Below are 20,395 nucleotides of genomic sequence, written 5' to 3'. Positions count from 1 at the left end.
TCGCGGGCCGAGACACGCGTATGCGCACCAAGACGCGTCGCGCACTGCACGCTGCTTGCACCTCTGAACAGAACTCGAACACATAAAAAGGACTGAACACAACAAACAAGGCGCACGCCGCACAAAGCGCACCCCGCACAAAGCGCACCCCGCACAAAGCGCACCCCGCACAAAGCGCACCCCGCACAAAGCGCACCCTGCACAAGGCGCACGCCGCACAAGGTGACCGTTTCGTGCATGGGGCGGATCGCCGCCGCGCGGTCAGCGACGCAGTGCGTCCTGCGCGCCCTGAACCAGGGCCATCACGTCCTCGCCGGCCGACTCCGCCCGCCAGACCAGCGCGAACGTCAACCGCGGGATCGGACCGGAGAGGCGAACAAATCGCACATCCGGCCGGCGTACGGTGTCGACCAGCAGCTGCGGAACCGGCAGCGCACCCCGCCCGGCCGCCACCAGATCCAGCCCCACGGCCGGATCGTCCACCACCTCGGGCGCCGGCCGGGTCCCCGGCGGCAGCGGCATCCCCCGCGGCAGGAGCAGCCGCCCGGCCCGGTCCAAGGTCACCGTCGTGGCGGTCGACAGCGGATCGGCCGCGGGCAGCGCCAAATGACTCAGCGGCACGTGAAACCGCGCGGCGGTGGCGAAACCCGGCGGGAACGGCGAACTCATCAGCGCGGCCACCCCGGACGGCGCATGCTGCAAAGCTTTGGTCGCCGCCGACCAGCCGCCGGCTTCGAGCATCATTTCCAGTCCGGGTTTGCGCGCGGCCAGCCGCCGAGCCAGACGAGCGGCGAAGCTCCCGGCGATCGGCGCATAAACCAAACGCAGTGCAGTTTCCCGTGGTACAGCCAGTCGCGCCGCCTCCACCGCGAACGCCGACGCCTGCGCGAGCACCGCCTCGGCGGGGGCCAGCAGCGCCGAGCCTTCAGCGGTCAACGCGACACTCCGGCTTGTGCGAACGAACAACCGCAGCCCGAGTTCCCGCTCCAACCGGGCAACGCTCTGGCTCACCGCCGGCTGTGACAGCCCCAGCTCGGCCGCCGCGCGCGAGAACGAAAGGTGCCGCGCGACGAGCGCGAAGCACTCGATGTCCCGCAGCACCGCCATGCCGACAAGTATCAGCCATTCCCACCCGTTATAGCCGCGAGCCCGATCACTATTCGCCACGCTTATCAATCACCCACCCCGACGCCCGAACGAACACGATCACGCGGTGACCAACAACGAACACGATCGCGCGGTGACCAACCATGACTTTCCGGTTTCCACCGTGCTCGGGTATCCGCGGATCGGACCGCAGCGGGAACTGAAGCGGGCGCTCGAGGCGTACTGGGCGGGGCGGATCGACCGTAGTGCGCTGGATGCGACCGGGCGGGAGTTGCGGGCCGGCACGTGGCGGCGGCTGGCCGAGCTCGGGCTCGCGGGGTTGCCCTCGAACACGTTCTCGCTGTATGACCACGTGCTCGACGCGGCCGTCGCCGTTGATGCCATTCCCGACCGGTACCGGGACACCGCCGACCCGTACTTCGCCATGGCCCGCGGGACCGACGACGTGCCGGCGCTGCGGATGACGAAATGGTTCGACACCAACTACCACTACATCGTGCCGGAGATCGGGGCGAAGACGCGGTTCCGCGCGGTTCCGGACAAGGTGCTGGGCGAGGTGCACGAGGCGCGCACGCTCGGGTACGAGACGCGGCCGGTTCTGGTCGGTCCGGTCACGTTCCTGCAAGGTCACCTGCAGCGGCTGGACGATCTGCTCGACGTCTACGGTGAGCTGCTGCAGGCGCTGGCCGATGCGGGCGTGGAGTGGGTGCAGCTCGACGAGCCGGTGACGGTCGTCGACGGGGGTGCGCCCGCGATCCGGCACGCGTATCGGCGGCTGGCGGCGTTGGAGCGGCGGCCCAAGCTGCTGGTGGCGTCGTACTTCGGCGATGCCGGGGCCGCGCTGCCGGCCCTGGCCGTGGCGCCCGTGGACGGGGTGGCGATCGATCTGACACATGGAGTACCACGAAATCTGCCGCTTTTCGCCGGCCGGACAATCGTCGGCGGGGTCGTGTCGGGACGCAATGTGTGGCGCACGGACCCGGACGAGGCCCGGGCACTGCTCGCGGCGGCCGGTGCGACCTCGGTGTCGACCAGCTGTTCGCTTCTGCACGTGCCGTACACGCTGCGCGGCGAGTCCGGGCTGCCCGCGGGGTTGGCGTTCGCGGAGGAGAAGGTGGCCGAGGTCGTCGCGCTCGCCGCGCTCGGTCCGAAACCCGGCCCGCTGCCGACGCAACCCGTGCACACTCGCGCACTGGAGACCGAAACCCGAAGCCCGTATCCGGTGCGCGTCGCCGCCCAGTCCGACCTCGGCCTCCCTCCGCTGCCGGTGACGACGATCGGCTCGTTCCCGCAGACCGGCGAGCTGCGCAAGGCCCGCACCAATCTCGACGCCAGCCGCGCCAAGCTTGACGCCGGCCGCGCCGAAGTCGACGCCGGCCGCACCGAAGTCGACGCGAGCCGCACCAAACTCGACGCAAACCGCACCGAAATCGAAGCCAGCCGCACCAAGCTCGACGCCGGCCGCATCGAAATCGACGCCAGCCGCACCGTAATCGACGCCGGACGCACCAAACTTGACGCCAGTCGCACCGAACTCGACGCCGGCCGCGCCGAAATCGACAGCTCCCGTGACGCTCAGGTCGAGTACGAGGCGCGCATCGAAGCTGAGATCGCGCGGGTCATCGAGGAGCAGGAGGCGCTCGGGCTGGATGTGTTCGTGCACGGGGAGCCTGAGCGTAACGACATGGTGCAGTACTTCGCCGAGCACCTCGACGGGTTCGCGGTCACGCGGAACGGGTGGGTGCAGTCGTACGGGTCGCGCTGCACGCGGCCGCCGATTCTGCACGGTGATGTGCGGCGGCGGGAGGCGATCACCGTTCGGTGGGCGTCGTTCGCGCAGTCGCGCACCGCTCGGCCCGTGAAAGGCATGCTGACCGGGCCGGTGACGATCGTCGCCTGGTCGTTCGTGCGGCCCGATCGAGCACTGCGGGACGTGACCCTGCAGGTGGCGGACGCCGTGCGCGACGAGGTACGGGATCTGGAGGCGGCCGGGGTGCGGATCATCCAGGTGGACGAGCCGGCGCTGCGCGAACTGCTGCCCCTCGACAAAGAGCGACAGGAAGAGTATTTGCAGTGGGCAGTGGCAGCGTACCGGCGGGCGACCGGCGGCGCCGCGGACGCCACGCAGATCCACACACATCTGTGCTACTCCGAGGCGTCGGAGGTACTGCAGGCCATCGACGCGCTCGACGCCGACGTCACCAGCATCGAGGCGACGCGGTCGGGGTTCGCGGTGGCGGACTTCGCGCGCGGGATAGGACCCGGTGTGTACGACATTCACTCACCGCGGATCCCCGATTCGGAAGAGATCACCCGCAGGCTGCAGACGGCGTTGCGCGTCATCCCGGCCGGGCGGCTCTGGGTGAATCCGGACTGTGGACTCAAGACGCGGACCTACGACGAGGTGCGGGCCGCCCTGAGCAATGTCGTCGCCGCCGCACACGCCGTGCGGAAATCTCTACCATGATCGTATGTCGTACCCAGAACCGAAATATCACGGTGAAACCGGCGAACTGAACGCGATGTACCGACCGTTCGCGACACCGCCCGAGTTCACGTACGCCAACGGCAACACCGTGCACTACCTGGCGACTGGCGCGTCCACCGGTGGGCAGTTCGGGCTGTACCGCTGGGTGATGGGCCCGAAGCCGAGCGGTCCCGACCCGCACTTCCACCGTTCGATATCCGAGTCGTTCTTCATCCTGAGCGGTTCGGTGCGCATCTATGACGGCAAACGCTGGATCGACACTGAACCCGGCGACTTCGTGCACGTTCCGGAGGGCGGCGTGCACGCGTTCCGCAACGAGTCCGGCGCGCCGGCCGAGATGCTCCTGCACTTCGCCCCGGGCGCACCCCGGGAGGCCTACTTCGAGGGCCTCCCGGACCTGGCGAAGATGACCGACGACGAGCGCGCAGCGTTCATGATCGAGCACGACACGTTCTGGCTGGAGTAGCAAACCCGCTGAAGCGCAAGGGTGAGTCCATACAAAACGCAAGGATAATCAAAAATCATGATATGTCCGAAAAGTCGCGGCGCGGAGCGCCCGACTTTTCGTGCGCCAAGCGTCCAGCTCCGGGCTAACAGAGCGCGACCAGGAGCGGAAAGCATCAGTTAGGCGCCCCATTGACGAACGAGTCGGCCGAGTTCCTGTGCAACGAGACGAACGACCGCCGGCCCCGAGCAGGAGCGGAAATCATCAGTCGGGCGCCCCGTGACGAACGAGGCGGCCAAGTTCGTGCGCACAAAACGACAAGACCGCCGGCCCCGAGCGGGCGAGGGCCGGCGGGCGAACGAGACCGGAACTAGAAGCCGAACGACGACACCAGGATCGCGCGGCCGAGGGTGTGGGCGGTCAGGTTGAAGCCGACCACGTTCGGTGAGGCGTCCGCATCAACGCCGAGGGAGTCGGTGTCGAGGGCGTGGACGACGAAGAAGTACCGGTGGGGGGCGTCCTGCGGCGGCGGGGCGGCGCCGCCGAAGTCGCGGGAGCCGTAGTCGTTGCGGGCGTGGATGGCCTCGTCGGGCAGGCCGTCCTTGTCGCCCGTGCCGGCGCCGGTGGGCAGTTCGGTCGACGAGGACGGGATGTCGTAGACGATCCAGTGCCAGAAGCCGCCGCCCGTCGGGGCGTCCGGGTCGTAGCAGGTGACCGCGAAGCTCTTGGTTCCCTCCGGCGCGCCCGACCAGGCCAGGTGCGGGGAGGTGTTGCCGCGCTCGTAGACCTGGGCGTCGGCGAGCGTACCGCCGTCGGTCAGGTCCTCGCTGGTCAAACTGAACGCCGGCACCGCGGGCAGGAAGTCGTAGGGCGACGGCGGGCGCGGACGGTCGGACATGCGCAATCTCCTAGCGAAGAGCGAAGGTGGCTACAGCTGTCTTCCGGGAATCCTCTTACCCAACGACCGTCGTCCTCAAGTGAGGCGGGCGCAGACCACCGACAAAATGCTTCGGCGAAACGCTCACGGCAGGCGGCCGACGGCGAGGCCGAGGAGCCAGATCAGATACGGCTGGTGGATGCCGCCCGGCGTGCGCTGCTCGAGTTTGACCACGGTCTGGCCCCGCCGGGCGACCGCCCACCGCCCGGACGCGAACGCCTCCTCGCCCACCCCTGGCACGGCGGAACCTCCGCGGTGCGTGCGAATCGCGAACGCGGCCGCGGTGCCGGTCACCACCGTGACGACCAGCGCCGCCCCGTCGGCGGCCCGAAACTCGGCGAGGGTCATCGGACCGATGGCCACCGCGGAGCCGCCGCCGGTCAGCGTCACCGGGCGGCCCAGGACGCGGCCCGCTTCCTCCGCCGTGACCAGCGACGCCGCCGTGACCTGCGTCGGGCGGACCGCCGTGGCCAGGGCCGGCGCGCCGGCGTTTATGGCGCTCACGATCAGCGCGTCCGTCTTCTCGTCCCCGTACGTCTGCGGTTTCGTGCGCCCGCTTGACTGAACCTGCAGCGAAATGACCCGCCGCGTCCAGCGTCGCGCGGTCAGCGTGACGACATCGCCCACGTCGCCGGACGAAGCGAGCTCAGACGGACAGGCCCAGGCGACGGTACGGTCGGAAGCTCCGGAATCCACCGCGAGATAATGGATGACCGGTATCGACGGCGAGTCCTCGCCCTGGCTGCGCGTCTTCCAGGTCTGCAGCCAGAGCACCTCCCCGGTCACCGTGACCGGCGTGAGGACGTCGGCCAGCGTGCCGAGCAGCGTGTATCCGCCGTAGAGCAGCGGCCACAGGATCAGCACCCGCACGGCCAGCGCGATCCAGCTCGAGACCGAGTCAGGAGCAAAGTCGAAGGCGATCGAGTTGTACCGGGTGATCAGCGCGGCGATCGCCAGAGCGGCGATGGATTTCAGCGTGAGCCGAACCGCCTTCTGACCGTACCGTGGAAAAACGCTCGGGTATTTGACCTTGACTCGGTGCCAGGTCCCGCCGAACGAGCTCCAGACGCGGTTGCGGTTGCCCATGCCCAGGTCGATCACGGCGGCGCAGACGCGCGTCGCGCCGACGGCGTCACCGTATGCGAGGTAACGGTCCCAGACGGTGACGGCGGCCGGGGGTAGGTCGGCGAAGGACTCGTGATTGCGCAAGAATGCTTTGAGGCCGAGCCAGCGGGCGGCGGCCTGCCGACCGGCCGGGGTGTCGCGTTCGCCGCGAGACTTGCCGGCCACGTAGAACAGGGCGAACCACATGAACATGCCGGTGAAGAACGAGCCGCCGGAGTCGCCACCGGTGCGCCGCGTGTAGAGGAACGTCGCGAGGGCGAGCGCGAACGCGGGCACCAGCGCGAGCAGGCTCAGCGCGGTCACGACCGGCTTCGAGAACCGGCGCTGGGACAGGCCGCGCGCCCGCGCGTCGGCGACGATGGCCGCGTTCAGCCGCTTCGTCCACCCGGCCGCCTGCGCCTGGTCCCGGAACGTGAGCGCCGTCAGCGGCACCATCCCGCCCATGGCCAGCGACTTGATTCTTTCGAAGATCATCGTCTCGTACGCGTTGAGGCCGGACGGCTGTTCGTCGCGCACATGCACCGTCGTCTGCAGCGGGTCGTTGCCCGGCTGCCGAAACTCGAGCACCCGCCGCGCCGCCAGGTCGATGAACGTCGACTCGGCCGCGTCCTCGGTCAGCTCCCACCGCCCCGTGATCATGCTGACGACGGCCGGCGACTCGCTGCCGCCGAAGTCCTGCGTCGGTGGCGGAGCGGCGATCGGCTTGGGCCGCGTGACGAACAGCGCGCCCCAGAACGCGACCAGCCAGGCCCCGAGCCCGGCCAGCGCGATCGCCGCCTCGACGAGGAACCGCGGGTCCATGACCTCAGAACCGCACGTTCACGTCAGCGCGCTCGCCCGCCGCGGCCTCGAAGTACGCCCGCGCCCGAAACCCGCCGACGCCCGCGATGATGTTGGTCGGCAGCGTCTGCGTCTTCTGGTTGTACGTCTGCACGGCACTGTTGTAGAACTGCCGCGCGTACGCGATCTTCTCCTCGGTGGCCCCGAGCTCGCCTTGCAGCTGCAGGAAGTTCTGATTGGCCTTGAGGTCCGGATAGGCTTCGGAGAGCGCGAACAGCCGCCCGAGGGCCTGGGTGAGCTGCCCTTCCGCCTGCGCGAGCTGAGCGGGCGCGGCCGACGCCGCGACGTTGCGAGCCGAGACGACGGCGTCGAGGGTGCCACGCTCGTGCGCGGCGTACCCCTTGACGGTCTCGACCAGGTTCGGAATCAACGAGTGCCGCCGCTTGAGCTGCACGTCGATCTGCGCCCACGAGGCGTCAACCTGGGTGCGCGCCTTGACCAGCGAGTTGTACGTGGCCACAGCCCACCACACGAGCACGATCACCAGCACGACGACAACGCCGAGCACGATCAAAGGGGTCATGCCCGCATGGTGACCACCAAGGGTTGCCTCCCAGGTGAAACGGTCGCCAACTTGACTGTATTTCCCAAGAGCAGGCCGGGGAGGCAAGGGCTCCGGCGCCGAGCCGTCTACAGCTCAGCGAAAGATGATTCGCGGTTCGGGCTACCGGCCCGGAGCCGGCGGCCGGAGCGGAAGGCTCGGATCGTGGCTCAGTTCCGGTGAGGCCGTGACCGGCAGGCGCGGATTGTGAGGGGTGTGGTGGAGGCTTGTCTCCCCGCCGTTTCCGGAAATACAGCTCAGGCGGCCATGCCGGTGAGGCGGGTGTACTCGGCGGGGGTGCCGATGTCGCGGCGATGGTCGGGGTGTTCCACGTAGTGCTCGACGACCGTGCCGAGGAAGACCGGTTCGACGGCCAGGAGGTCCAGGGGGATCAGGAGCCAGCCCGGGTCGGGGCGGTCGGGGCGGCGGATGCTCAGGGCGAGTTTCGGCGTCCGGACCGTCATCGGCAGCGGGTTGGCCGGCACCCGGACCAGGTCGTCCCAGGCCAGGACCCGCCGGCCGCCGGCCCGGATGTTGAGGCCGGCCGGGCTGACCACGATCCGGGGGCCGCGCAGCAGGGGCAGGATGGCGCCGGCGATGACCAGGGCGGCGCCGAGGTTGATGGCCAGGCGGGTGCCGGGGGCCAGGGCCGGGTCGCTCTCCAGGAAGATGGTGCCGAGCAGCGCCCAGCCCATGGTCAGGCGGCCCATCAGGATCGGTGAGCCCGGCACCACGAACGCGTCGCCGCGCACGCGCAGGGCGGCCGGGGGCGGGTGCATGATCGGGCGGAACACGATCCCGAACGCGATGAACGCGGCGCTGAGCACGACGATCGGGGCGAACAGCAGCGCGGCCGCGGCCCAGATCGGGGTGGTGGCGGTGCTGACGCCGAACTCGTAGAGGACCCGGAGCACGACGATGAGCGCGGCCACGCCGACGGCGGCCGCCTTGCATCCCATCACGTAGCGGCCGAACCGCCTGGGGGTCACACCGCCAAGTCTACGAAGCGGGTGCGAAGGTCGGCGACCGTCGGCATGGCTACGGCGCCGCCCGGGGATTCGCAGACGTAGCCGGCGACGTGGACCGCGACCCGGGTGAGGGTGGCCCACTCGCCCAGGTCGGTGGGTTTGCCCTGGGTGAGGATGCCCCAGCTGAGGCCGGCCATCGTGGCGTCGCCGGCCCCGGTGGCGTCGACGGGGGCGATGCGCGGGGCTGGGACCAGTACCGATGCCGCGTCTTTGGCGACCAGAGCGCCCTGCGAGCCCAAGGTCACGACGACCGCCCCGGCCCCGGCCGACAGCAGGCGGGCGGCCGCCTCCTCGGGCGCCTCCCCCCAGAGGGCGATGGCGTCGGCGGAGCTCAGCTTGACCAGGTCGGCGGTGGCGGCGAACTCCTCGACGACGTCCGGGTTGAGGCCGACGACGGGGCGGACGTTGGGGTCGAAGACGCGGACCGGGCCGGGGACGGCCCAGGCGCGGCGGGCGGCGGCCAGGACGGGCGCTTCGAGCAGGCACATCGACCCGCAGTACAGCAGCCGCGCCCGGGCGACGAGGCCGACGTCGACCCGGTCGGCGTCGAGGAGGCCGTAGGAGGGCGGCGAGCCGTAGAACCGGAACGTCGGCTCGTGGCCCTGGAAGGTGGTCACCGCCAACGTTGTGGCAACGTCTGGGATCGTCTGCGCACCGTCGGTACCAACGCCGGATTTGTCTAAAAAGTCCAGCAACCGATGGCCGAACGGGTCGTCGCCGAAGGACCCGAGGAAATGCACGTCCGCGCCCAGGCGGGCGATGCCGACCGCGACGTTGAACGGGGCGCCGCCGACCGCCGGGCGGTAGACGAGGTCACCGCCCGCAGCAGATTCGAGCAGATCGATGAGCGCCTCACCGATCACCACGCCGTAACTCGTCATTGCGCCGCCTCCCCAACGAAACCCTCCGTGAAGCCCGGGCGCATGGTGCCCGTGACGAAGACCGCGTGCCACACGCAGAAGACGAGCACCGTCCAGATCTTGCGGGAGTGGTCGGCCTCCTTCTTGCGGTGCGCCTTCAGCAGTGCTCGCACGACGTCGAGGTCGAGCAGGTCGCCGGCGCCGGAGGTGTCGAGCAGGCCGTGCGCCCAGTCGTACATCTCGCCGCGCAGCCACGGGCGGATCGGGACCGGGAAGCCGAGCTTCTTGCGGTGCACGATCGGCTCCGGCACGATCCCGGCCAGGGCCCGGCGCAGCGCCACCTTCGTCTCCTGCGAGCGCGGCGGCACCTTGAGCTCGCTCGGCAGGCCGGCCGCGACCTCGAACACGGCCCGGTCCAGGAACGGCGTGCGCAGCTCCAGGGAGTGCGCCATCGTCATCCGGTCGGCCTTGACCAGGATGTCGCCGCGCAGCCAGGTGTAGAGGTCGACGTACTGCATGGTGGCGACGTCGTCGAGCGCGCCGGCCTCCTTGAACACCGGGCCGGTGACGTCGGTGTGGCGCACGTCGGGCTCGTAGTGGCGCAGCAGCGCGGCCTTCTCCTCCTCGGAGAACATCCGGGCGTTGCCGTAGTAACGCTCCTCGATCGGCGTCGTGCCGCGCTCCAGGAAGCTCTTGCCCTTCACGCCCTGCGGAATGACCCGGGACACCGCCCGCAGCCCGCGCTGCATCGAGTCGGGCAGGTGGCTGACGCCGGCCAGCGACGAAGGTTCCCGATAGATGGGGTACCCGCCGAAGAGCTCGTCCGCCCCGTCGCCCCCGAGCACCACCGTCACGTCCCGCGCGGCCCGCTCGGCCAGGAAGAACAGCGGCACGAGGGCCGGGTCGGCGACCGGGTCGTCGAGGTGCCACACGATCCGCGGCAGGGCCCGCATGAAGTCGCCCGCGGTGACGACGGTCGCCGTGATCGGCACCCCGAGCGCGCGGGCGGACTGCTCGGCGACGTCGATCTCGGAGTACTCGGCGCCCGGCCCCACCGCGTCGTAGCCGACGGTGAACGTCCGCAGGCCGGGCTCCTTCTCGGCGGCGAGGGCGACGATCGCCGTCGAGTCGATCCCCGACGACAGGAACGCACCGATCTCCGCGCCGGCCGGCATGTGCGCGTGCACGCTCTCCCGAAGGGCGTCGGCGATCCGGCGGACGACGGCCTCCTCGTCGACGGGTCCGGGTTTGAAATGCAGCTGGGTGTACCGCCGGTTGGCGAGCGGCCCGCCCGGCGTGTAGACGAACGTCTCCCCCGCGCCGAGCCGCCGCACCTCCGGGTGCATGGTGCCCGGCTCCGGCACATACTGCATCGTCAGATAATGCTGGAGTTTGCGCAGGTCGACGGCTTTCGGGTCGGGCGTGAACGGCAGCAGGGCCTTCTTCTCGCTGGCCAGGTAGACGCCCTGCGGGGTCTGGAGCTGGAAGAGCGGCTTGACCCCGAACCGGTCGCGGGCCCCGAACGCGCGGCGGGCCGAGGCGTCCCAGATCACGAACGCGAACATGCCGCGCAGCCGGCTCACCGCGCCCGGGCCCCAGTGATGGTAGGCGGCCAGGATGATCTCGGCGTCGTCGCCGGTGGCGAACTCGGCCCGGCGGTCCTCCTCCAGCTCGGCCCGCAGCTCGGCCGCGTTGTGCACGGCACCGTCCAGGACGATCAGGTAGCGGCCGGCCGTGACCCCGGTCGGCGGGTAGGTCACCGGCTGGGTCGTGCGAAGGTCGGAGACGGTCAGGTGCTCGGCCCCGAAGACCACGTCGTCGTTGGCGACGATCCGCTCGTCGTCCGGCCCGCGGTGGCGCATCAGGCCCAGCGCGTCGGCGACGGCGTCCCGCTGCGCCGCCGCGCCGCCCCGCGCGCTGACGAACGTGAGAAGACCCGCCATGGCAAGCATCCTCGCACGGGGTACGGTCGCAGGTGGAGCACGAATTTCCACCGGTTTCGGGGAGTGGGGACACCATGGACGAGGCAGCCGGCACCCAGTCGCACGACCCCGACTTCCCGGAGCGTTTCCGGGAGTTCATGCGCACCGGCTGGAGCGATTCGTCCCTGGATGTCGCACCCCGCCCGGAGGCGCCGGACCACGCCAAGCGCCGGGCCGACCTCGCGGCCGCCTTCCCGGGTGAGACGTTGATCATCCCGACCGGGGTCGAGCGGATCCGCTCCAACGACACCAACTACGCCTTCCGCCCCGGCTCCGACCACGCCTGGCTCACCGGCGAGCACGACCCCGAGTCGGTGCTCATCGTCCACCCCTCCGGCGAGGCGATCCTCTATGTGCGGCCCCGCTCGCCGCGCGACACCGACGAGTTCTTCACCGACCGCAACCACGGCGAGCTGTGGATCGGCCGCCGGCACACCCTGGCCGAGAAGGCGACCGAGCTGCAGCTGCCGACCGCGCACGTCTCGGAGCTGGCGGCGGCGCTGGACGACATCGCGCCCGGGCGCACCCGGGTCCTGCGCGGCTTCGACCCGATCGTCGACGCGACCGTGCGCTCGGCCAACCCCGAGCGCGACGCCGAGCTCGCGCAGACCCTGTCCGAGCTGCGGCTGGTCAAGGACGCGTGGGAGCTGGAGCAGCTGCAGGACGCCATCGACGCCACCGTCCGCGGGTTCGAGGACGCGGCCCGGGCCCTGCCCGCCGACCGGCCCGTCAGCGAGCGGCTCATCGAGGGTGTCTTCGGCCTGCGGGCCCGCCACGACGGCAACGACGTCGGCTACGGCTCGATCGTCGGCAGCGGCCCGCACGCCGCGATCCTGCACTGGATGCGCAACGACGGCGCCACCCGCCCCGGCGACCTGCTGCTCATGGACATGGGCATCGAGAACCGGCACCTGTACACCGCGGACGTCACCCGCACCGTGCCCGTCTCCGGCACCTTCACCCCGCTGCAGCGCGCCGTCTACGACATCGTGTTCGCGGCCCAGCAGGCCGGCATCGACACCATCCGCCCCGGCGTCGCGTTCGACGACGTGCACCAGGCGTGCATGCGGGTGCTCGCCCAGGGCCTGCTCGACCTCGGCGTCCTGCCCGTGAGCGTCGACGAGGCGATGGACAAGGAGCACATTCTGTACCGTCGCTGGAGCCTGCACGGTTTCGGCCACATGCTCGGCCTGGACGTCCACGACTGCGCGAACGCGCGCAAAGAGCGCTACAAAGAGGGCAACCTCGACACTGGATACGTGCTCACCGTCGAGCCCGGGCTCTATTTCCAGCCCGAAGATGATTTGGTACCGGCTGAGCTGCGCGGCCTCGCGGTCCGGATCGAGGACGACGTCCTGGTCACGCCGACCGGCGCCCGCAACCTCTCCGACGCCCTGCCCCGCACCGCCGCCGACGTCGAGTCGTGGCTGGCCGCCCGCCGCGCGGAGCCATACCAGCTCCCGTAAGGCCCGACCTTGGAACTGCGCATCCTGGGCCCGCTGGAGGTGTACTCCTCCGGCGGCACCCAGATCGACCTAGGCACCCCGAAGCAGCGTGCCATCATCGCCCTGCTGGCCACCCGCCCCGGCCGCGTCGTGCCCGTCCAGACGCTTGTCGACGAGCTGTGGGCGGACGAGCCCCCGGAGCGGGCGATCGCCTCCCTGCAGGCCTACGTCTCCCGCCTGCGCCGCGCCCTCGAACCCGGCCGCACCGCCCGCGACCGCTCGACCGTCCTGGTCAGCCGCGCCCCCGGCTACCTCCTGGCGGTGCCCCCGGAGGCGGTCGACGCCACCCGCTTCGGCACGGTCGTCGAAGGCTTCTCCGACCGCGACGACCCGGCCGTGCTGAGCGCGGCGCTGGAGCTGTGGCGCGGCGATCCGCTGCCCGAGCTCGGGGACTCGGCCTTCGCGCGGGCCGAGCGCAACCGGCTGCACGAACTGCGCTTCACGGCATTCGAGCGGCGCTCGGCGGCCTGGCTGACCCACGGCCGGTTCGCCGAGGTGATCTACACCACCGAGGCCGCCCTGGCCGAGTCGCCCTACCGCGAGCCGCTGTGGGCGCAGCTCATGCTCGCCCTCTACCGGGCCGGTCGCCAGGCCGACGCGCTGCAGGCCTACGCCCGCGCCCGCGCGCTGCTGGCCGGGGAGCTCGGCGTGGAGCCGGGTGCGGACCTGCGCCGCCTGGAGGCCGAGATCCTGCGCCAGTCCCCCGCCCTGACCACCCTGCCGCCACCACCCGCGCCGCCGATCGCACCTCGGACCGCGCCGCCGATCGCACCTCGGACTGCGCCGCCGATCGCGCCCGGGGTTGCGCCGCACATCGCGTCCGGGGTCGCGCGGCCGGTCGTGCCGGGGGGTGGATCGCTGGTCGACGCGTCTCCTGGGGCCGCTGTCACAGTGTCGGGCGAGGCGGCGGTTGTGGGGGCGGAGCGGCGGCGGGGGGTCAGGAGTTCGGCGGAGCTGGTCGGGCGGGAGCGGGAGTTGGCGGTGGCCGGTGAGGTGCTCTCCGGGCGGGGGCGGGCGCTGGTTGTCGAGGGATTCGCCGGGATCGGGAAGTCGGCGCTGCTGGGCGAGGTGCGGCGGCGGGCGGTGGCGGACGGGTTTCTCGTCGGGGCCGGTGCCGGCGCGGAGGGGGCCGTGTTCCTGCCCTGGGCGCAGATCCTGCGCGGGCTGGCCGACGCGCGGCCGGGGGACGTCGCCGGCGCGTTCGCGCCGTTCGGGAACCTGCCGGCCGTGCTCGACCCGGGGCTGGCGGAGCGGATCGCCCTGCCCGCGGCCGAGCGGATCGCCGACGCCGAGCTCGCCCGGTCGCTGCTCTACCGGGGGCTGGTCGACGGGCTGCGCCGGCTGGCCGGACGTGTGCCGGTACTGCTCGTGTTCGACGACGCGCACCTGCTCGACCGGCCCTCGCGCACACTCCTGCAGCTGCTGGTGCGCGATATCGCCGGCACGGACATCGTGGTCGTCCTCGGTGTTCGCAGTGGGGGCGGCGTGGAACTCGATCTGCCGGCTGTACACCTGCGGCTTGAAGGTTTGCCCGATCGGGATGTGGCGACCCTTGGCGCCCGGATCGCCGGGTCGGCCCTGGACGACGAGACCGTCGCCGTGCTCGTCGACCGGACCGGCGGCAACCCGTTCTTCGTGCGCGAATTGCTGCAGGTTTTGCTGGCCGAACATGCTCTCGACGCGCAGTCGGCGCGCGAACGCACACCGGCGCGCGTGCAGGAGGTGCTCCGGCGGCGCTTCGCGCGGCTGCCCGGCCAGATGGGGGCGGTGCTGTCCGTGGCGGCGGTGCTCGGCCGGGAGTTCGATGTGGCGGTACTGCGCGATCTGACACAACTGGACGAACTCGACCTGTACGACACGCTCGACACCGCCGTCGCCACCGGTGTGCTCGAAAGCGACGGCGGGCGGCTGCGATTCGCGCATGACCTGCTCCGGCAGGCCGCGTACGACGAGAACGGGCCGCTGCGCCGGGCCCGGCTGCACGAACGCGCGGCGCGGGCCCTGACCGGGGTGGCCGAGCGGGCCGCCCACCTGCGGCTGGCCCTGCCGGTCGCCACGCCGCTGGAGGTCGCGCCGGCGCTCGCGGACGCGGCCGCGGAGGCGTATCAGCGCACCGCGCACGAGGAGTCGGCGGCGCTGCTGCACGAAGCGCTGGAGCTGCTCGCCACCGCACCGGCCGGGCAGGAGCGGGACGTGGCCGAGCTCGACCTGCGGCTGCGGCTGGCGTTCATGCACCAGGCGACCGACGGGTACCTGGCCGCGCCCGTCGCCGCGCAGTACGAGCGGATGGAGCCGATCCTGCGGCGCGTCCGGCCGACACGCGCGATCCGGCCCGCGCTGTGGGGGTACGCGTCGTTCCACATGACCGCCGGCAACGCCGACCGGGTCGCCGCCGTGGCCCGGCTGGACCGCCTGGTCGCGGACGTACACGCCGGGTACCTCGCGCACGCCCGCGGCGACCTGCCCGCCGCCCGGGAGCTGTTCCAGGCCGCGCTCGACGCGCTGCCGCCCGAGGGGCTCGCACCGTTCCCGGTCATCGACTGGGACCCGGTCGCCGGCATCCTGGGGCCGGCCGCGTCGGCCGAGAGCCTGCTCGGGCACCGGGAGCGGGCCGAGGAACTCCTGGCGCGCGCCCGGCGGGACACGCCGTACCAGGAAATGTATGTCAGTCACTACATCGCGTGCATCGCGTTCGACTGGCGCGACAAGCCGGCCGCCCGCGCCGCGGCCGAGCGTTCGCTGGGGATCGCGCGGCGGATCCGCAACCCCGAGTACGCCGGGATGGCCCAGGTCCTCATCGGCTGGGCCCGCGACGACGCGGCCGTGGTCCAGGCGGGCGCGGACGCGCTGGGGCCGACGTTCGCCCGGCACGCCCGGCTCGTCCAGGCGGCCGAGCTGACCCGGGGTTGCGCGGATAGCAAGACGGACGTACGGTTTTCTTGAGCACCCCGCGGTCTGGTTGGGCCTTGTGCTGGGGAAGACTGGCGTACTGGAAGCAGCACGACTTGACGGAAGAGGAGCACACGCCGTGGCGAGCCTCGACTCCTTCGGAGCAAAGAGCCAGCTGAGCGTCGGCGACGCCAGCTACGAGATTTACAAGATCAGCGAGGTCGAGGGGGCCGCGCGGCTGCCGTACAGCCTGAAGATCCTCCTGGAGAACCTGCTGCGCACGGAGGACGGCGCGAACATCACCGCCGAGCACATCCGGGCCCTGGGCGGGTGGGACGCGACGGCCGAGCCGAGCGTCGAGATCCAGTTCACCCCGGCCCGCGTGCTGATGCAGGACTTCACCGGCGTGCCGTGCGTCGTCGACCTGGCCACCATGCGCGAGGCCGTCGTCGAGCTCGGCGGCGACCCCAAGCGGGTCAACCCGCTCGCCCCGGCCGAGCTCGTCATCGACCACTCCGTCATCGCCGACCTGTTCGGCCGCCCGGACGCCTTCGAGCGCAACGTCGAGCTGGAGTACGGCCGCAACAAGGAGCGCTACCAGTTCCTGCGTTGGGGCCAGACGGCGTTCAACGAGTTCAAGGTCGTGCCGCCGGGCACCGGCATCGTGCACCAGGTCAACATCGAATACCTGGCCCGGGTCATCATGAACCGCGGCGGCCAGGCCTACCCGGACACCGTGGTCGGCACCGACTCCCACACCACGATGGTCAACGGCCTCGGCGTGCTCGGCTGGGGCGTCGGCGGTATCGAGGCCGAGGCCGCGATGCTCGGCCAGCCGGTGTCGATGCTGATCCCGCGGGTCGTGGGCTTCAAGCTCAGCGGCGAGCTGCCCGAGGGCACCACCGCGACCGACCTGGTCCTCGTCATCACCGAGATGCTGCGCAAACACGGCGTCGTCGGCAAGTTCGTCGAGTTCTACGGGCCCGGCGTCCCCGCGGTGCCCCTCGCGAACCGGGCCACCATCGGCAACATGAGCCCCGAATACGGCTCCACGGTCGCGATCTTCCCGATCGACGACGAGACCATCAAGTACCTCAAGCTCACCGGCCGCGACGAGGCCCAGGTCGCGCTGGTCGAGGCCTACGCCAAGGAGCAGGGCCTCTGGCACGACCCGGCCGCCGAGCCGGACTACTCCGAGCGCCTCGAGCTGGACCTCGGCACCATCGAGCCCTCCCTCGCCGGCCCCAAGCGGCCCCAGGACCGGGTGCCGCTGAGCAGCGCCAAGACGATGTTCCGGGGCGTGCTCGACAACTACGTCGGCGACGGCGCCAGCGACGGGGTCGAGGGCCCGGCCGACGAGGCCAGCGCCGAGTCGTTCCCGGCCAGCGACCCGCCGGCCAACCACGTCGACAGCAACGGCGACAAGCCGCACGAGCTCATCTCCGCCGCCACCGGCGCCAACGGCCGCACGTCCAAGCCCGTCCGGGTCGAGGACTACGAGCTCGACCACGGCGCCGTCGTCATCGCCGCCATCACGTCCTGCACCAACACGTCCAACCCGCAGGTCATGATCGGCGCGGCCATCCTGGCCCGCAACGCCGTCGAGAAGGGTCTGTCCCGCAAGCCGTGGGTCAAGACCACCCTCGCGCCCGGCTCCAAGGTCGTCACCGACTACTACGAGCGCTCCGGCCTGACGCCCTACCTCGACAAGCTCGGCTTCAACCTCGTCGGCTACGGCTGCACCACCTGCATCGGCAACTCCGGCCCGCTGCCCGAGCCGATCAGCGCCGCCGTCAACGAGCACGACCTGACCGTCGTGTCGGTCCTGTCCGGCAACCGCAACTTCGAGGGCCGGATCAACCCGGACGTGAAGATGAACTACCTGGCCTCCCCGCCGCTGGTGGTCGCCTACGCCCTCGCCGGCACCATGGACATCGACCTCACCAACGACCCGCTGGGCATCGGCTCCGACGGCCAGCCGGTCTACCTCCGCGACATCTGGCCCAGCCCGAAGGAGATCGAGGACACCATCGCCTCGGCTCTCGGCCCGGACCAGTTCTCGGCCCGCTACGCCGACGTCTTCGCCGGCGACGAGCAGTGGCGGGCCCTGCCGACGCCGACCGGGGACACCTTCGACTGGGCGGGTGACTCGACGTACGTCCGCAAGCCCCCCTACTTCGAGGGCATGGCCACCGAGCCGTCCGCCGTCACCGACATCAGCGGCGCCCGGGTCCTGGCCAAGCTCGGCGACTCCGTCACCACCGACCACATCTCCCCGGCCGGCTCCATCAAGGCCGACTCCCCCGCCGGCAAGTACCTCGCCGAGCACGGCGTCGACCGCAAGGACTTCAACTCCTACGGCTCCCGCCGCGGCAACCACGAGGTGATGATCCGCGGCACGTTCGCCAACATCCGCCTGCGCAACCAGCTCGCCCCCGGCACCGAGGGCGGCGTGACGGTCAACCACCTCGACGGTTCCCAGACCACGATCTACGACGCCTCGGTCGCCTACGCTTCGGCCGGGGTGCCGCTGGTGATCCTGGCCGGCAAGGAGTACGGCTCCGGCTCGTCCCGCGACTGGGCAGCCAAGGGCACGGCCCTGCTGGGCGTGCGCGCCGTCATCGCCGAGTCCTACGAGCGCATCCACCGCTCGAACCTGATCGGCATGGGCGTCCTCCCGCTCCAGTTCCCCCAGGGCGAGTCGGCCGACTCGCTGGGCCTGACCGGCACGGAGACGTTCACCATCACGGGCGTGGAATCGTTGAACGACGGCACCACCCCCCGCACGGTGAAGGTCACCACCGACACCGGCACCGAGTTCGACGCGGTGGTCCGCATCGACACCCCGGGCGAGGCCGACTACTACCGCCACGGCGGCATCCTGCAATACGTCCTGCGCAAAATGATCGCCGCGTAGGGCCAGCCTTCTTCGGTTTCACGAACGGCGCCGCGTCCACAGTGGACCCGGCGCCGTTTCGCCTCTCAGCCGGGCCGCGGCCTTCGGATCAGCCCCCATTGCCCGCCGGCCTCCGGATCAGCCCCCTTTGCCCGCCGGCCTCCGGATCAGCCCCCTTTGCCCGCCGGCCTCCGATCGCTAGCACAGGCCGAGACCCCGGACGGCGCGGCGGACGAGGCCATTGACACAGGGTGAGCCGGGTCTGCGGGACGGTCACGTGCCACGCAACGCCGCACTACGATGAAGGGCCGCCGCTGCGTTCGTCTGCCGCGAACACCAGCGCACGCCTGCTCGCGTCTCCGACCCGCTGTGGCGGAAGCAGGCGCCCACACCGCACGGTTTTCACGCCGGGTAGTCGAATATCACGCCCGGTAATCGGGTCGGAGATCGGTTAGGTCGGGCATGTTAGCGTGGAAAAGCCGGGACGCTCACGAACGCAGCACGGGCCCGACGCCGAACCAGCCACTGTCCGACGACGCCCGGCCAACGGCGCCTGACCTGCAGCGGTGCTACCTTCACTGAACCGCAGCCACTGAACCGCGACCACTGAACCGCTGAACCGCGACCATTGAACCGCAGCGGTGCTCTCCTCGATGCGCGCCGGGTCGCTCAGCAAGTCCGCGGGTGTTCTCCTCGATGCCCGCCGGGTCGCTCAGCAAGTCCGCGCGTGTTCTCCTCGATGCCCGCTGGGCGCCCAGCAAGTGCGCAGGGGCGGTCAGCAAGCGCGCAGGGGCGGTCAACGAGGCGTTGCGCCGCTTCGTCGAACAGTGGCGGGACCACCGCGACCGCGCCTTCGACCGGCTCCAACAACTGGCCACAGCGCCGACCGGCCCGCCCGGGCCTGACGCAGCGCTGCTCCGCGCGCTGGCGGAGGGCCGCACGGGCTCCAAAAACTGGCCGCGGAAAGCGTCTTCGACTGCTCGCAGCTCGTGGAGCCAGACCGGCGAAGCATCTGGCCGACAGCAGTACGCCGATCCGCATCCATCGCCACTCGCAGCTCGTGGAGCCAGACCGGCGAAGCATCTGGCCGACAGCGGTGCACTGATCCGCATCCATCGCCACTCACAGCTCAAGGAGCCAGACCGGCGAAGCATCTGGCCGACAGGGTGCGCCGATCTGGCGGGAGGTCGCGCGCCGCGGGCTCATCTCGCTCCGAGCCACGGGTGCCGTCGCAGCGTCGCGAGGCAGCCTGGAACCACCACGGCTACGCCGCTATGAGCCACGGGTGCCATCGCAGCGTCGCGGGGCCGCCTGGAACCACCACGGTCACCGCGGCCTGGGAGCCGGTGCTCGCCGAGTGGCTGCTCGCGGCTGATCACGAGAAGTACGCGGAGACGGGAGCTGAGTTCCTCGACACGTAGCTGGTGACGACGGTTCTCGACCGCATATGGACGACGATGGTCGCCATCCGCCACGAGGTGGCGGCGAACGGCGTCCGTCAGGGGATGTCGGTGGTCGACCCTGCTCGTCGCGGCGATTGTCGTCCGGCTGAGGGTGGGTCCTCAACGAGGGGCACGGCTTCGAGACCGTGGCTCGATTCGTGCCCGAATTCCGGCACCGCCGATCAGCGCGGGTGTCGCCTGACGCCCTGCGAGATGGCGGGCCGCGGGGACGGGACGCCGGCGTCCGCGCGGTGGACGGCGGGCTGGGCGCCGCCGTCCTGCTGAGGGTGGGTCCTCCACGAGGACCGCG

The 20,395-nt window shown here is 70.9% G+C and carries 13 protein-coding genes; 6 read left to right on the top strand and 7 right to left on the bottom strand.

Annotation, left to right across the window (positions count from 1 at the left end):
* Positions 1-261: 261 nt before the first annotated feature.
* Entirely contained in the window at positions 262-1,107 is an 846-nt protein-coding gene (locus ACIA8L_RS15160) for a LysR family transcriptional regulator (protein WP_395904612.1), read from the bottom strand.
* Between the two features lie 106 nt (positions 1,108-1,213).
* On the opposite strand from ACIA8L_RS15160, the gene ACIA8L_RS15155 reads away from it, so the two are divergent.
* Together ACIA8L_RS15155 and ACIA8L_RS15150 are read left to right on the top strand one after the other, a co-directional pair.
* The gene (locus ACIA8L_RS15155; RefSeq protein ID WP_395904610.1) at positions 1,214-3,574 is read left to right on the top strand and encodes a 5-methyltetrahydropteroyltriglutamate--homocysteine S-methyltransferase; all 2,361 of its coding nucleotides are present in this window, start codon (positions 1,214-1,216) and stop codon (positions 3,572-3,574) included.
* Between the two features lie 4 nt (positions 3,575-3,578).
* Positions 3,579-4,061, top strand: a complete 483-nt coding sequence (locus tag ACIA8L_RS15150; protein ID WP_395904608.1) for a cupin domain-containing protein — start codon at positions 3,579-3,581, stop codon at positions 4,059-4,061.
* A gap of 349 nt (positions 4,062-4,410) precedes the next feature.
* Here the strand turns inward: ACIA8L_RS15150 and ACIA8L_RS15145 are convergent, their stop codons facing one another.
* From ACIA8L_RS15145 to asnB, 6 genes are all read right to left on the bottom strand, one after another.
* Positions 4,411-4,938 carry a YbhB/YbcL family Raf kinase inhibitor-like protein gene (locus ACIA8L_RS15145; RefSeq protein WP_395904606.1) on the bottom strand — a complete coding sequence of 176 codons (528 nt, stop codon included), beginning with the start codon at positions 4,936-4,938 and terminating at the stop codon, positions 4,411-4,413.
* A gap of 123 nt (positions 4,939-5,061) precedes the next feature.
* Positions 5,062-6,903: a DUF2207 family protein gene (locus ACIA8L_RS15140; RefSeq protein ID WP_395904604.1), complete on the bottom strand. Its 1,842-nt coding sequence runs from the start codon at positions 6,901-6,903 to the stop codon at positions 5,062-5,064.
* A gap of 4 nt (positions 6,904-6,907) precedes the next feature.
* Positions 6,908-7,465, bottom strand: coding sequence for a LemA family protein (locus ACIA8L_RS15135; protein ID WP_395904602.1), 558 nt, complete (start codon positions 7,463-7,465; stop codon positions 6,908-6,910).
* Positions 7,466-7,740: 275 nt separating this feature from the next.
* The gene (locus tag ACIA8L_RS15130) at positions 7,741-8,472 is read right to left on the bottom strand and encodes a hypothetical protein (RefSeq protein ID WP_395904600.1); all 732 of its coding nucleotides are present in this window, start codon (positions 8,470-8,472) and stop codon (positions 7,741-7,743) included.
* Positions 8,469-9,392, bottom strand: coding sequence for a carbohydrate kinase (locus tag ACIA8L_RS15125; protein ID WP_395904598.1), 924 nt, complete (start codon positions 9,390-9,392; stop codon positions 8,469-8,471). The genes ACIA8L_RS15130 and ACIA8L_RS15125 overlap by 4 nt, the downstream gene beginning before the upstream one ends.
* Positions 9,389-11,314, bottom strand: coding sequence for an asparagine synthase (glutamine-hydrolyzing) (gene asnB, locus ACIA8L_RS15120; protein ID WP_395904596.1), 1,926 nt, complete (start codon positions 11,312-11,314; stop codon positions 9,389-9,391). Before asnB ends, ACIA8L_RS15125 begins: the two co-directional genes overlap by 4 nt.
* A gap of 74 nt (positions 11,315-11,388) precedes the next feature.
* On the opposite strand from asnB, the gene ACIA8L_RS15115 reads away from it, so the two are divergent.
* From ACIA8L_RS15115 to ACIA8L_RS15100, 4 genes are all read left to right on the top strand, one after another.
* Entirely contained in the window at positions 11,389-12,819 is a 1,431-nt protein-coding gene (locus ACIA8L_RS15115) for an aminopeptidase P family protein (protein ID WP_395904594.1), read from the top strand.
* Between the two features lie 9 nt (positions 12,820-12,828).
* Complete coding sequence (locus ACIA8L_RS15110) at positions 12,829-15,801, top strand: BTAD domain-containing putative transcriptional regulator (RefSeq protein WP_395904592.1); 2,973 nt, start codon at positions 12,829-12,831, stop codon at positions 15,799-15,801.
* Positions 15,802-15,886: 85 nt separating this feature from the next.
* Positions 15,887-18,664 (top strand): aconitate hydratase, encoded by a 2,778-nt coding sequence (locus tag ACIA8L_RS15105; protein ID WP_395904590.1) that lies wholly within the window; start codon positions 15,887-15,889, stop codon positions 18,662-18,664.
* A gap of 1,202 nt (positions 18,665-19,866) precedes the next feature.
* A complete protein-coding gene (locus ACIA8L_RS15100; protein WP_395904588.1) occupies positions 19,867-20,064 on the top strand; it encodes a hypothetical protein in 198 nt (65 codons plus the stop codon).
* Positions 20,065-20,395 lie beyond the last annotated feature (331 nt).

The sequence above is a fragment of the Dactylosporangium sp. NPDC051541 genome, from assembly GCF_044454505.1.
GTDB lineage: Bacteria > Actinomycetota > Actinomycetes > Mycobacteriales > Micromonosporaceae > Dactylosporangium.
This window is presented reverse-complemented; position numbering and strand designations above follow the sequence as displayed.

Bases quoted from the DNA above. Each gene is read 5' to 3' on its own strand.
- ACIA8L_RS15160 (WP_395904612.1), bottom strand. From the start codon at position 1,107: ATGGCGGTGCTGCGGGACATCGAGTGCTTCGCGCTCGTCGCGCGGCAC.
- ACIA8L_RS15150 (WP_395904608.1), top strand. From the start codon at position 3,579: ATGTCGTACCCAGAACCGAAATATCACGGTGAAACCGGCGAACTGAAC.
- ACIA8L_RS15145 (WP_395904606.1), bottom strand. From the start codon at position 4,938: ATGTCCGACCGTCCGCGCCCGCCGTCGCCCTACGACTTCCTGCCCGCG.
- ACIA8L_RS15140 (WP_395904604.1), bottom strand. From the start codon at position 6,903: ATGGACCCGCGGTTCCTCGTCGAGGCGGCGATCGCGCTGGCCGGGCTC.
- ACIA8L_RS15135 (WP_395904602.1), bottom strand. From the start codon at position 7,465: ATGACCCCTTTGATCGTGCTCGGCGTTGTCGTCGTGCTGGTGATCGTG.
- ACIA8L_RS15125 (WP_395904598.1), bottom strand. From the start codon at position 9,392: ATGACGAGTTACGGCGTGGTGATCGGTGAGGCGCTCATCGATCTGCTC.
- asnB (WP_395904596.1), bottom strand. From the start codon at position 11,314: ATGGCGGGTCTTCTCACGTTCGTCAGCGCGCGGGGCGGCGCGGCGGCG.
- ACIA8L_RS15115 (WP_395904594.1), top strand. From the start codon at position 11,389: ATGGACGAGGCAGCCGGCACCCAGTCGCACGACCCCGACTTCCCGGAG.